The organism is Streptomyces sp. NPDC048257, assembly GCF_043201855.1.
Lineage (GTDB): Bacteria > Actinomycetota > Actinomycetes > Streptomycetales > Streptomycetaceae > Streptomyces.
The window spans coordinates 56,433-68,592 of sequence record NZ_JBICZI010000016.1 but is presented as its reverse complement, the minus strand read 5'-3'; the positions used below and the strand labels follow the sequence as shown (position 1 = coordinate 68,592).

Here is a 12,160-nt window from a genome sequence, read left to right as displayed (position 1 = left end):
CGGCGTACGCGGCTATCCGTCCGCCGGTGAACAGGGCGACGATCACGAAGGCCATGCGGCGGGTCCTGGCGAGGGCCATGAGGGCGGTCCTTAGCGGGTTCGGGGGAGCGGGCTGACCTCCATTACGCCCGGCGCGGGCGCCCGCGTCAGGGCGCGGACATTCGGGGCTTGACGGACCGGCGCACCGTGTGAGGCGCTGGTCACGGGCGGCAGCAGGGGCATCGGCCGCCCCGAGGACATCGCGGACGTCGTCGGCTTCCTCGCCTCCGGCGCCGCCCGCTGGGTGACGGGGCGTGTGGTCGACGCCACCGGCGGCGCCGCGCTCTGATCGACGAATCGTCCCGCGCCGCTCCGCGCCATGCCACCGCCGTGGCGGAGGGGTTCGCACGATCCGGAGGGGCCCCGGCGGGCGGTGTCGGCCGGTCGATAGGGTCCCCCTCGGGGGGATCATGAACATGAAACGACCGCAGCCCGCGCAGCTCTTGGGACACCTCGGGTTCGCCGCCATCGCCGGCCTCGCGGCGGTGACGGCCCTGTACCTGGCGCTCCTGGCGAAGCTGGTGTTCGTCGACGCCCCCGGCCGCATGTGCGGCATCGACAGCTGCCCGCGCGGTACGGGCACGCCGGCGCTCCTCGCCCCGCTGTGCGCCGCCGCCGCGTGGCTGCTGTGGCGCCGGCTGCGCAGCCGCGGTTACGGCCGCGCCCCCGTGCCCGCCCGGGTGCTGGCCGTCTGCGTGGCGCTGGCCGCGCTGTGGCCCGGCTGGCTGGGCTACGACGCGGCGCGCGGCCCTCAGCTGGACCTGTCCGGCTGGCAGGCGCCCGTGCATCCGGCGGCGACGCCGGTCGGCGTGTGGAAGACCGGGTCCGCAACGGTCGTACGGGCCCGCGAGGACGGCCTCGTGGCCTACGACGGCGAGGGCCGCAAGGGCTGGCGGCTGCCGGCACCGGAGCGCACGCCGCTCTGCGCGCTGAGCCGGACCACCCCGTCCGGCATAGGCCTCGCCATGTACGGGGAGAGCCCCGGCAGTTGCGGCTCGCAGGTCATCGCCGTGGACCTGGCGGACGGCCGGGCCCTGTGGACCCGCGACGCCGGCCGGGCACTGGCCGCCGGGGCGGGCCCGACCGCGGTCGTGGCGGACCGGGACGTGTGGGGCCTCGACCTGCGCACCGGCCACGCACAGTGGCGGGTCCCGGTCCCGGCCGACTGCACGGTCAAGGCGGTCGACGGGTCGGGGGAGCGCGCCCTGTACGTGGAGGAGTGCGGCGACCTGGCCCGGATCACGGCCGTCGACGCCCGTACGGGAACCCGCGCCTGGCAGAGCGCGCTGCCGACGGCGAGCCGGCTGCGCGAGGTGCGGGTGCTGTCCGCCACCCCGCCCGCCCTGCGCGTCACGGAGACGGCGGAGAGCGGCATGGACGCGGTGTTGCTGCTCGACGACGCGGGCCGCGTGCGGGGCTCCGTACCCGCCTCGGGTCCGGACGGGGACCTGCTGAGCGAGCCGTCCCCGGTCGTGAGCGGCGGCCTGCTGGTCACCCCGGTGAAGCAGGGGGAGGCAGGCGGGGTGTCCGCGTACTCCCTCACCGACGGCCGTCGCGTCTGGCACGCGGGCACCGGCGACGAGGAGATCCGCGGGCTGGCCCCGACCCGCCGGGGCGAGGTCGGCGTGGTGACCTCCGACCGCTGGTGGACGTACCTCTCCCGCCGCGGCCTGGCCGACGGCAGGCGCCGGGCGGAGCCCACGGTCCTGCGCGACCTGCCGCTGGGCCGGAACTTCGCCTTCTACCCCGGCCCGCCCGGCTCGTACGTCTTCGTCAACCTCGACCGGGACGGCGCCCTGCCGCCGACCTTCGACATCGACCCGGTTTCCGGCTGGTGACGGAGGCCGTCATGGTTGTCACCCGGCTCCGAATCCGGTGCCCCGGCCGTCCTCCTCGACGGACTCGACGTCGGGCATCGCCCGCAGCGCCCCGGCCTGCTCGGGGCTGAGCCGGGCGGAGAAGCCGTGCAGGACGGTGCGGTAGACGTAGACCGGGGTGGCACCGACCCGCCCCGCCACCTCGGCCGGGTCGCTGTCCTCCCGCACGGTGACGATGTAGGTGGCGCGGTCGGCGGCGGGGGCCGTGCGGTGCACGGGCTCCCGCACGGCGGCGGTGGCCGTGGACACGGGCAGGGCGGCGACGGCGGCCAGTACGGTGGCGGCCACGGGCAGGGCTCGGCTCACAGGGATGCGCATGGGGGGGAGGCCATCACGCGCGGCGGGGCCGGTCAACGACGCCGGCGGGTGTGGCGGGGGTACGGGCGGCGCACGGCCGTGCGCTCCCCGGGCTGGGGGCGGACCGTACGAGTGATCTTGCCGGGCCGGCCGCCGACCGCGCGGGCCGGAGCACGACCGGTACGGCACAGCAGGACCACCCTTCTGCCGCCGCGGGCAAGGTGCTGACGGTGGCGGCGTCCAACCAGTACGACGAGGAGAGCGACTTCTCCGACCACGGCACGTGCGTCCCCCTCTACGCCCCCGGCGAGGCCGCCGTCTCCGCGAGGCTCGGCGGCGGGAGCGTGGCCCTCGACGGGACGTCCCTGGTCGCGCCGCACGTGACCGGCGCCGCCGTCCTCTACGACGCTTCCCTCGTACGGGTATCCGAGCGCGGGATCGTCTCGCCCGTACGGGTGAACTTTCCCGGGCCCGTCCCGGAGGCCGGCATCCGCGCGGACGCCTGGGAATGACCCTTTCTGCAGGGTGCGGAAAGGGCGTTCCCGGGAGGTACCCGCCGCTGGGCCAGGCGGGGGCGGCAGCTCAAGTCCCCTCCGGACCACATCCGATGTAGAGGGGGGCCGCACCCGCGGAGGACTCCAGGTCGCGGGGGCGGCTCCCCCACGCCGATCTTCCAAGCACGTCAGGGAGCTCCTTTCATGCGTCTGCTCGCACGTCTGGCCACGGCCGTCCTCCTCACCGTCACCCCGGTCGCGGTCGGCACCGCCTCTGCCGCGGTCCCGGAGCCGACCCCGGCGCCGCTGCTCACGTCGTCCAACGCGATCCCCGGCCAGTACGTCATCACCCTGGACAAGTCCGCCTCGCCGGCGGGCATCGCTGCGGCGCTCGGCGTGAAGCCGAAGTTCACCTACACCTCGGCCCTGCACGGGTTCGCCGCGTCCCTCACGGCGGAGCAGCTGCGCATCGCCAGAGTGACGGCCGGCGTGAACTCGGTGGAGGAGGACGCGAAGGTGTCCACCCCGCCCACGCCGGTCACGCTGGGCGGGACCCGCTCGCCGGCCGCGTCCTGGGGCCTGGACCGGATCGACCAGAGGTACCTGCCGTTGGACAACAACTTCAGCGCCTACGGCAGCGGCCAGGGCGTGACCGCGTACATCCTCGACAGCGGCATCGACTACGCGCACACGGAGTTCGGCGGCCGGGCGCGGCTCGGCTTCGACGCGTTCGGAGGCAACGGATCGGACTGCAACGGCCACGGCACGCACGTCGCGGGCACGGTCGGCGGCGAGACGTACGGCGTGGCCCGGAAGGTCTCCCTGGTCAGCGTCCGCGTCCTCGGCTGTGACGGCACGGGCCCCTGGTCGGGGATCATCGCGGGCCTGGACTGGGTCGCCAACAACGCCCGGCAGCCCGCCGTCCTGAACGCCTCGCTGGGCGGCGACCGCTTCGCCTCGGTCAACAGCGCCACGAACGCGCTGTACGACCGCGGCGTGCTCCCGATCGTCGCGGCGGGCAACGCGAACCGTGACGCCTGCCGCGTCTCGCCGGCGTCCGCCAACCGTGCGTTCACGGTCGGCGCGACCAACCGCTGGGACGAGGAGACCGACTTCTCCAACTGGGGCGAGTGCCTGGAGATCTACGCCCCCGGCAAGGAGATCGTCTCCGCCCGCCTGGGTGGCGGCAACGTGGCCCTGGACGGCACGTCGATGGCTGCGCCGCACGTCGCCGGTGTGGCGGCCCTCTACAAGGCCGAGCACCCCAACGCGACGCCGGCCGAGGTCCAGGACTTCCTGGAGGACAAGTCCACGAAGGACGTCGTCCAGAACCTCAGCGACAACAGCCCGAACCGGCTGCTGTTCACCAACGCGCTCTGACCGAATCGACGAACTGGGCCCAGGCCTGCGCGTGGAACACCACGTGCGGGCCTTCGGGCTGCTTGGAGTCCCTGACAGGGACGAGGTTGGGGTGGCCGTCGGCGACTTCGAGGCACTCTGCGCCGTCGCCGCCGCTGTGGGTGGACTTCCGCCAGGTGGCCATCTCCACGCAGCTGCCCCCACTGCCGTCGCTGTAGCTGGACTTGTGCCAGATGGCCATCGACAGGTCGTAGTCAGGCTGCTGCTTCACGTTCGTACCCCTCCACTACGGACTCGATCAAGGCCAGGGATTGCGCGGGCGACAGCGCACTGGCCGTGAGGAGATCGTAGGTCAGGGAGTGCCGAGAGACCGTGGCTGGATCGTCGAACAGCTGGCCCGTTCCGTTGCCTTGAACGTAGGCGAGTGTCGGGCCATCGTCGGATGCCAGCAGCTGAAGTGAGCCGCCCATGGCGGCGTGGGCTCCCGCTCGGAACGGAATGACCTGGACGATGATCCGGTGGGACCTGATCAGTGCGGTGATGTGCTTCAAGGCCTCTGTCATCACCCCTGGACCTCCCACCTCGCAGCGCAGCACAGCCTCGCCGAACACGCACCACAACAATGGGGTTGTTGGCTCGGCGAGCAGTGTGGCACGGTCCAGTCGGTTCGTGACCAGCTCGTTGATCACCTGCTCCGGTGCCGTCGGCTGGTATGCGCGGCAGACAGCGCGCGCGTACGCCTCCGTCTGGAGCAATCCGGGGATGGTCAGTGGTGCGTACTCCCGGATGGCGTTCGCCCGAGCCTCCGCTTCGGCTGCCTCCGCGAAGTGGTCCGGGTATTTGGACTCGGCCGCCGCCCCGCAGTTGCGGACGAAGAAGCCGTCCGTTCCGAGGATCTCGTCGATCTGGCGGGCGAATTCGAGGTGCATCCGTCGGGTGCCCGCTTCGAGCTGGCCGATGAACGAGCCGCTGACGAAGAGGCGTTCGCCGAGTTCGGCCTGGCTCATGCTCGCGCGTTCGCGCGCGACGCGCAGTTCCGCGCCCAGAAGGGCGCGGGGTGAGGAGGAGGGATCGAGGTTCTTTCGGGGCATGGCAACTCCCTGAGCAACATGTGCGGTTGTTGCGGGGTCCGCCCTTGAAAGGCTAGTGAGCGCGTCGCCACTCTGTGTGAAGAAGTCGGATACTCAGAGTAGAAAGGTGACATGTCATGGTGCTCTCCCCACAGGAGCGCATGCAGGCGGCCGAGGAGGCCGTCCAGCAGCTGCGGGAATCCCTCGCCGGGGTCGGGGTGCTGTTCCCCTCGCTGGACGTGGAACGGGTCTCGGCCGCCGGTACGTACGGGCTGCCGCTGGTGGACCTGGGCCGCTGCAACCTCGACACCGCGCTGCGGCTGGCCGCCGTCCTGCACGAGCGGGCGGGCGGCTCGTGAGCGGGGCGGTGGAGGCCGCGGAGTTCGCCTTCGAGCTCGGCTGGAAGCTGCGCGGCCTGGAGACGGCGCTCGCGCCGCGGGGGGTCTGCGGGCCGGAGGCGGGCGAGCCGAAGCCGCCTCCGCCGCCCGGATGGCAGCGGTTCACGCTGGTGCACTGCCCGGTGGAGGGGTATCCGGGGTTCGACGATCCGCGCTACGAGGGGCTGCGGGCGAGCCCGCCGCAGGGGTGCGCGGTGGAGGACTTCGGCGGGTGCCTGGGTCTGCGGTGCGAGCGGCCGGGTGGGCGGCTGCTCGACGCGGTGGCGGAGCTGTGCGCGGAGATCCGTAGCCGGTACGGGCTGCTCATGACCGGGCTCGGCATCGACAAGCTGTGGGAGTGGTCCGCGGACGGTACGGACGGCTGGGGAGCCGAGATCGTCGGGCAGCTGTTGCTGATGGCCGCCGAGCGCGGTCCGAAGCTCGGCTACGGCGTGGACGACCTGGCCGGTTTCCTGACGGAGGCGGCCGGGGCAGCGCACGGGCCGGTGCTCGACGGCCGCTGACGGCTCAGTCGGTGCGCAGCCGGGCGTGCAGGTGCTCGTCGTGCCAGCCGTCGGCGTGCAGGAGGGCGCCGCGCATGGTGCCCTCCAGGGGGAATCCGGCCTTCACGGCGATGGCGCACGAGGCCGGGTTCGCCACGGAGTGGGTGATCCGCAGCCGGTGCAGGCCGACCTCCTCGAAGGCCCAGCGGCTGACGCGGTCCGTGGCGGGCGCCATGATCCCGCGGCCTCGCCCGGCGGGCAGCAGCCAGTACAGGATCTCGCCGCTGCCGCCCGCGAGGTCGAGATCGCCGACGCCGATGAGGCCGACGGCCGGGCCTCCGGCGGCGGGGGCGACGGCCCAGATCGCGGCCTGCTCGGCCTGCCAGCGGCCGTGCCAGCGGGTGATCCGCTCTTCGGCCCCGGCGGGGGTCAGGAGGGCGGGCCGGTTCCAGTGCCGGATCTCCGGGTCGCGGCAGGACTCGACCAGCGCGGGGACGTCGTAGGAGGCCCAGGGGCGCAGCAGCATGCCGTCGGGGAGCGGGAGTTCGGGCTGCTGCGCGGCGCTCATCCGGCCGGCCGGGACCACGGGGGGTATGGAGTTGATCATCTCCGCATCATGCCGCCCCGCGGCGCGCAGGCGCATGCGCAGGTCCCGGACAGCACGGCGGCTACGCCGGGACTCGTTCCTGCGGGGGCGTTTCGGCGGTGGTGGTGTCCGGGCCCGGGTCGGTGTTGAGGTCGGTCAGCATCTGGCGGGTGAAGCCGAAGAAGTAGGTGGCGGCGAAGCCCACCAGGTAGCCGACGAGCAGGCCGCCCGCGTAGATCGCGAGGGTGGCGCCCGCGCTCGACCGGCCGTCGAGCAGCGGGAACAGGGCCCAGCCGGAGGGGCCGATGGCGGTGGAGCCGAAGGCGACGCCCAGTTGGTGGAAGAGGCCGACGAAGGCGCCGCCGGCGGCGCCGCCGATGCAGGCGGTGACGAAGGGGCGGCCCAGCGGCAGGGAGACGCCGTAGATCAGCGGTTCGCCGATGCCGAGGAAGCCGGCCGGGAGCGCGGACTTGATGGTGGCGCGGAGCGAGCCGTTGCGCGGGAGGCGGTAGTAGACGGCGATGGCCGCGCCGACCTGGCCCGCGCCTGCCATGGCGAGGATGGGCAGCAGGACGGTGTAGCCGTCCTGCTCGATGAGGGTGGTGTGGATGGGGATGAGGGCCTGGTGCAGGCCGAGCATCACGAGGGGGAGGAAGAGGCCGCCCAGGACCAGGCCCGCGAAGGCCCCGCCGCCCGCGAGGAGCCAGTTGGCGAAGGTGCCGATGGCGGCGGAGGCCTCACCGGCGAGGAACATCAGGCCGAAGAGGGTGACCAGGCCCGAGATCAGCACGGTGAGGGTGGGGGTGACCAGGACGTCCAGGGCCTCGGGGACCCACCTGCGGCACCACTTCTCCACGTGGACGGCGAGCAGGGCGGCGGCGAGCGCGCCGAGGACGCCGCCCTGACCGGGCTTGAGCTCCAGCCCGAAGGCGTCGATCTTCGCGACGCCCGGGAAGACGATGATCGCGGCGACCGCGCCGCCCAGGACGGGCGTAGCGCCGAACTCCTTGGCCGTGTTGTAGCCGACGAAGACCGCGATCAACGACATGAAGCCGGAGGCGATGGCGGCGAGGGCGGGGACGACGGCGGGCACCCAGCCGAGGTTCGTGAGCAGGCCGTTCAGGCCGGCGATGATGCCGCAGCCGATCAGGGCCGGGATCAGCGGGACGAAGATGTTCGCGATGCGGCGCAGCAACAGTTTGAAGGGGGTGGCGTTCCTGGCCTTCTGAGCCTCCTTCAGGGCCGCGCCCCGGTCGGCGAGGTCGTCCGCGGTGATCGTGTGGGGGGCGGGTGGCGCCGCCGAGCGGCCCTCCTCGACGAGCGCCTCGAACTCCGGGGTCACGCGGGCGACGGCGCCCGGGCCCAGCACGATCTGGTAGGTGTCGTCCTCGACCACGCCGAGGACCGCAGGCAGCGCCCGCAGGGCCTCGTCCTGGACGAGCGAGCGGTCGCGCAGCGAGATGCGCAGGCGCGTCATGCAGTGCGCGATCGAGGTGATGTTGTCCGGGCCGCCGACCAGCGGAAGGATCGCGGCGGCGGTGGCGCGGTTCTTGTCAGTGGACATGTGGGGATCGCCTTGGCTCGGGGGGCGGGGTCGGGGTCAGCGGGTGTGGGCGAGGGCGGCGCGCAGGTGGCCCTGCGAGGCGGCGAGCAGCTCGGCGGCCGTGGGGCCGTCGACTCCGCCGAGGACGACGAGGACGGCGTTCTTCACCTCGCCGCCGGTGGCGGTCAGCGCGGCCTCGATCTCCTCGTCGGGCGCGCCGGTGGCCAGGGCGACGATGCGGCGGGCGCGGGCGCGCAGCTTCTCGTTCGAGGAGCGCATGTCGACCATGAGGTTCCCGTACGTCTTCCCGAGCCGGATCATCGTGATGGTCGAGATGAGGTTGAGGACGAGCTTCTGTGCGGTGCCGGCCTTCAGGCGGGTGGAGCCGGTGAGGAGTTCGGGTCCGACGACGACCTCGATGCCGTGGTCGGCGGCCGCGGCGAGGGCGGAGCCGGCGTTGCAGGAGAGCCCGACGGTGAGCGCGCCGCGGGTCCGGGCGAACTCGACGGCGCCGATCGCGTACGGGGTGCGGCCGGAGGCGGAGATGCCGACGACCGTGTCGTCCGGTCCGATCCGCAGCGCGGTGAGGTCCTCGGCGGCCAGTTCCTTCGAGTCCTCGGCGCCTTCGACGGCCTTGACCATGGCGGAGGGGCCGCCCGCGATCAGGCCGACCACGTCGGCGGGGTCGGTGTTGAAGGTGGGCGGGCACTCGCTGGCGTCCAGGACGCCCATCCGGCCGGCGGTGCCGGCGCCCGCGTAGACCAGGCGGCCGCCGCGGGCCATCCGCTCCGCGATCGCGTCGACGGCGGCGGCGATCCGCGGCAGCTGTGCGGCGACGGCGGCCGGGACGGTGGCGTCCTCGGCGTTCATGGTGCGGGCGATGTCGAGGGTGGACAGCCGGTCGATCTCGGCGAGGTCCTGGCGGAAGGCCTCGGTGGTGAGCGTGTCCAGCTGGGCGCGGAGTTCTGCGTACGCGGTCATCGGTGGGCGGACTCCTTGGCGGGTGGCGGGTGGTCTGCGGGCCGGGCTTCGAGATCGGGGCTCCGCCCCGGACCCCGCTCCTCAAACGCCGGAGGGGCTGGATGTGGCGGGGCTGGATTTGTGGCGGTGGGCGAGGGCCTCGTACGAGGCGGCGAGGGCGGGTGCGGCGGTCTCGTACGTCTGCTGCGCGATGCCGACGAAGAGGCAGTCGACGACGAGCAGCTGGCTGGTGCGGCTGGACATGGCGGCCGGCCGCAACCGGGTCTCGCGGGCGGCGGAGGTGGCCAGTACGAGGTCGGCGTGGCGGGTGACGGGGCTGTTCGGGCGGCCGGTGAGGGCGAGGGTGGTGGCGCCGTGCTCGAAGGCGACGCGCAGCGGTTCGATCACGTCGCCCGTGCTGCCGGAGTGGGTGACGGCGACGGCGACGTCGCCGGGGCGCAGCTGGACGGCGCCCGTGACGGCCAGGTGCGGGTCGCTGTGGGCGTGGGCGAGGAGGCCGATGCGCAGCAGCTTCTGGGCGAGGTCCTGGCCGACGAGGGCGGAGGCGCCGACGCCGTAGATGTCGATGCGGCGGGCCGTGGCGAGGGCGGTGACGGCGGCGGCGAGCTGGTTCAGGTCGAGTGCGGCGGCGGTGTCGGTGAGGGTCTGCGCCTCCTCGTGGGCCAGCTTGGCGACGACGTCCGCGAGGGGGTCGTCGACGGCTATGTCGACGGTGACGGCGGGGGCGGTGCCGGACTCCTGCTGGGCGGCGAGGGCGGCGAGGGCGAGGCGCAGGTCGCGGTAGCCGGGGTAGCCGAGGAGGCGGGCGGCGCGGACGACGGTGGCCTCGCTGGTGCCGGTGTGCGCGGCGAGGGCGGAGACGGTGAGCCGGGCGCAGGCGGCGGGGTCGGCGGCGACGGCTTCGGCGACGGCCCGCACGGAGTGGGGCAGGGAGGGGCCGAGGCTGCGGATCCGGGCCCGGAGGGCGTGCGGTGGGGGAGCCGGCGTGGCGCGGCTGAAGTTTTCCTTCGTGTTCTCGCTCACACCTGAAACTTATTTTCAGCCCGGGCGCCGGTCAATACGCCATTGGGCCCTCGGAAAGAGGGCCTTCGTCAGCGGGCCCTCCCGGGTCCACAATGGGCGCATGGACCACGCGACCCCCCTGGAACAGGCGCTGCACGTCGCCCGTGCCCTCGTACTCGCCGATCTCGCTGCCGGCGAGGTCGCCGATGCCGATGTCGTCTCCCTCGTCGAGGACTCGGTCACGCACCGCCGGTGGTGGGTGGAGCAGTGGCCGGAGGGGGTCGACTACCTTGCCGGACTCGTCGCCCAGGACGTACAGGACGCGCTGCTGGAGAAGTACGGACGCTGGCCGCTGTGCCCGGTCTGCAACCACGGCGAGCCGCACGCGCTGGACGTGGAGCCGGAGTTGGGACCCCACCCGCACTGGGTGTGCTCGGAAGCGGGCGTGAAAGTGGCCGCGGTCGGCGGCCTGGGCCCGGTCTTCGGCCTGCGGTGAGCCGCCGGTGACCGTCTACATCGACCCGCCGACCTGGCCGGGCCACGGCCGCATGTGGTCGCACCTGGTCAGCGACGTCTCGTACGAGGAGCTGCACGCCTTCGCGGCGGGCATCGGCTGTCCGCCGCGCGCCTTCGAACGGGACCACTACGACGTGCCCTCGTACCGGTACGCGGACGCGGTCGGCGCGGGGGCGGTGGAGATCGGCAGCAAGGAACTGGTCCGGCGCCTCACGGCGGCGGGCCTGCGCCGCCCGAAGGGCAGGCCCGCGGCCTAGGAGCTCGGGGCCGGGGTGGGGGCCGGGGCCGGGGCCGACGGCGACGTCGCGGTGGGCTCGGGGACGGTGTTGGGCTGGGCCGCCGACGGGAGCGACCAGACGTGCTTCGGGGTCACGATCTTGGTGACCGTGTTGGCGATGAGGGAGCTCAGGCTGCCGAACTTCCCGTCGACGTCGGAGTTCACCACGATCACCATGGTGGCGCGGGCCTGCGGGAGCCGGACGGCGATGGTCTCGTAGCCGGGGAGCTCGCCGTTGTGGCCGATCCAGCCGTCGAGCTCGGCGATGCCGAGCCCGTAGCCCACGCCGGCGTGCCCGGTGGGCAGCATGCGCAGCCGCTGGGCCTGGGTGCCCGGCTCCAGCAGGCGGTCGCCGTCGGGCAGCCGGCCGGTGACCAGGGTCGGGACCCAGGAGCGCAGGTCGTCCATGGTGGAGATCATCGCGCCGGCCGCCCAGCCCCAGGACGGGTTCCAGGTGGAGGCGTCGACGATCGAGCCGTCCGGGGTGAAGTTGGTGTAGCCGTGCACGTACGGGGACGAGATCTCCGCGCCGGTCGGCAGCGAGGTCGAGTCCAGGCCGGCCGGTTCGAAGACGTGCTGTGCCAGGTAGGTGTGCAGGGGCTGGCCGCCGACCTTCTCGACGAGCAGGCCGAGCAGGACGGTGTTGGTGTTGGAGTACTCCCACTTCGCGCCGGGCGCGAAGTCGGCGGGGTGCGCGAAGGCGAAGTCCAGCAGCTCCTGCGGTGTCCAGGCGCGGTGCGGGTCGGCCTTGAAGGTGGCCAGCCAGCGGGGGTCCTCGGTGTAGTTGTAGAGGCCGCTGCGCATGTCGGCGAGCTGCCGGACGGTGATCTTCTCGCCGCCGGGCACGCCGTCGAGGTACGTCGAGATCGGCGCGTCGAGCCGTACCTTCCCGTCGTCGACGAGCTGGAGGGCGGCGGTGATGGCGAAGGTCTTGGTGACGCTGCCGATGCGGGTGTACATGTCGGTCTTGACGGGGACGCCGGTGGCCTTGTCGGAGGTGCCGAAGCCGCGCACGTAGGAGTCGTTGCCGTCGATCCACAGGCCGACGCCCACACCGGGTATGGCGGCCTTGCGCATGGCCGCGGTGATCGCGTCGTCGAGCTGCTCGGCGATGACGGGGTCGAGGTCGACCCGGCCCGGCGGGGCGGCCGCGGGGGCCTGGCCCGCGCAGAGCGCGGTCAGCAGCAGGGAGGCGGCTGCGAGGACGGTTGGCGTCCGGTACCGGCCCATGGAGGATCT

General features: G+C 73.2%; 15 protein-coding genes and 1 pseudogene. 8 read left to right on the top strand and 8 right to left on the bottom strand.

The genetic code is table 11. The annotated features are described in order from the left end of the window. Window positions 1-220: 220 nt before the first annotated feature. Both ACGFZK_RS26160 and ACGFZK_RS26155 read left to right on the top strand, forming a co-directional pair. Window positions 221-328, top strand: a pseudogene (locus ACGFZK_RS26160) (3-oxoacyl-ACP reductase); the annotation flags it as partial. Between the two features lie 127 nt (window positions 329-455). Next, window positions 456-1,877 carry a PQQ-binding-like beta-propeller repeat protein gene (locus ACGFZK_RS26155; protein WP_393851296.1) on the top strand — a complete coding sequence of 474 codons (1,422 nt, stop codon included), beginning with the start codon at window positions 456-458 and terminating at the stop codon, window positions 1,875-1,877. 18 nt (window positions 1,878-1,895) lie between these two features. On the opposite strand, the gene ACGFZK_RS26150 is transcribed toward ACGFZK_RS26155, so the two are convergent. Next, complete coding sequence (locus ACGFZK_RS26150; protein WP_393851295.1) at window positions 1,896-2,234, bottom strand: protease inhibitor I9 family protein; 339 nt, start codon at window positions 2,232-2,234, stop codon at window positions 1,896-1,898. 50 nt (window positions 2,235-2,284) lie between these two features. Here ACGFZK_RS26150 and ACGFZK_RS26145 point away from each other — a divergent pair, with 50 nt between their 5' ends. Both ACGFZK_RS26145 and ACGFZK_RS26140 read left to right on the top strand, forming a co-directional pair. Beyond that, a complete protein-coding gene (locus tag ACGFZK_RS26145) occupies window positions 2,285-2,725 on the top strand; it encodes a S8 family serine peptidase (protein ID WP_393851294.1) in 441 nt (146 codons plus the stop codon). A gap of 186 nt (window positions 2,726-2,911) precedes the next feature. Then, window positions 2,912-4,087, top strand: coding sequence for a S8 family peptidase (locus ACGFZK_RS26140; protein ID WP_393851293.1), 1,176 nt, complete (start codon window positions 2,912-2,914; stop codon window positions 4,085-4,087). On the opposite strand, the gene ACGFZK_RS26135 is transcribed toward ACGFZK_RS26140, so the two are convergent. Further along, on the bottom strand, window positions 4,071-4,337 hold the full coding sequence (locus ACGFZK_RS26135) for a DUF397 domain-containing protein (RefSeq protein ID WP_393851292.1): 267 nt from the start codon (window positions 4,335-4,337) through the stop codon (window positions 4,071-4,073). The two genes, ACGFZK_RS26140 and ACGFZK_RS26135, sit on opposite strands and share 17 nt — an antisense overlap. Then, window positions 4,321-5,157, bottom strand: a complete 837-nt coding sequence (locus tag ACGFZK_RS26130) for a Scr1 family TA system antitoxin-like transcriptional regulator (protein WP_393851291.1) — start codon at window positions 5,155-5,157, stop codon at window positions 4,321-4,323. Before ACGFZK_RS26130 ends, ACGFZK_RS26135 begins: the two co-directional genes overlap by 17 nt. 116 nt (window positions 5,158-5,273) lie before the next feature. On the opposite strand from ACGFZK_RS26130, the gene ACGFZK_RS26125 reads away from it, so the two are divergent. Further along, a complete protein-coding gene (locus ACGFZK_RS26125; protein WP_033223642.1) occupies window positions 5,274-5,495 on the top strand; it encodes a hypothetical protein in 222 nt (73 codons plus the stop codon). Beyond that, window positions 5,492-6,037 (top strand): amidase, encoded by a 546-nt coding sequence (locus tag ACGFZK_RS26120; RefSeq protein WP_393851290.1) that lies wholly within the window; start codon window positions 5,492-5,494, stop codon window positions 6,035-6,037. Before ACGFZK_RS26125 ends, ACGFZK_RS26120 begins: the two co-directional genes overlap by 4 nt. 4 nt (window positions 6,038-6,041) lie before the next feature. Here ACGFZK_RS26120 and ACGFZK_RS26115 read toward each other — a convergent pair whose 3' ends face one another. From ACGFZK_RS26115 to ACGFZK_RS26100, 4 genes are all read right to left on the bottom strand, one after another. Further along, window positions 6,042-6,623 (bottom strand): GNAT family N-acetyltransferase, encoded by a 582-nt coding sequence (locus ACGFZK_RS26115; protein ID WP_393851289.1) that lies wholly within the window; start codon window positions 6,621-6,623, stop codon window positions 6,042-6,044. A gap of 61 nt (window positions 6,624-6,684) precedes the next feature. Beyond that, a complete protein-coding gene (locus ACGFZK_RS26110; protein WP_393851288.1) occupies window positions 6,685-8,166 on the bottom strand; it encodes a PTS transporter subunit EIIC in 1,482 nt (493 codons plus the stop codon). Between the two features lie 36 nt (window positions 8,167-8,202). After that, window positions 8,203-9,126 carry an N-acetylmuramic acid 6-phosphate etherase gene (gene murQ / locus ACGFZK_RS26105; protein WP_393851287.1) on the bottom strand — a complete coding sequence of 308 codons (924 nt, stop codon included), beginning with the start codon at window positions 9,124-9,126 and terminating at the stop codon, window positions 8,203-8,205. 81 nt (window positions 9,127-9,207) lie between these two features. Further along, entirely contained in the window at window positions 9,208-10,149 is a 942-nt protein-coding gene (locus ACGFZK_RS26100; RefSeq protein ID WP_393851286.1) for a MurR/RpiR family transcriptional regulator, read from the bottom strand. Between the two features lie 100 nt (window positions 10,150-10,249). On the opposite strand from ACGFZK_RS26100, the gene ACGFZK_RS26095 reads away from it, so the two are divergent. Further along, complete coding sequence (locus ACGFZK_RS26095; protein WP_393851285.1) at window positions 10,250-10,624, top strand: hypothetical protein; 375 nt, start codon at window positions 10,250-10,252, stop codon at window positions 10,622-10,624. Between the two features lie 7 nt (window positions 10,625-10,631). After that, window positions 10,632-10,901: a DUF4031 domain-containing protein gene (locus ACGFZK_RS26090; RefSeq protein WP_030387344.1), complete on the top strand. Its 270-nt coding sequence runs from the start codon at window positions 10,632-10,634 to the stop codon at window positions 10,899-10,901. On the opposite strand, the gene ACGFZK_RS26085 is transcribed toward ACGFZK_RS26090, so the two are convergent. Continuing rightward, window positions 10,898-12,151, bottom strand: a complete 1,254-nt coding sequence (locus ACGFZK_RS26085; protein WP_393851284.1) for a serine hydrolase domain-containing protein — start codon at window positions 12,149-12,151, stop codon at window positions 10,898-10,900. The two genes, ACGFZK_RS26090 and ACGFZK_RS26085, sit on opposite strands and share 4 nt — an antisense overlap. Window positions 12,152-12,160: the final 9 nt, after the last annotated feature.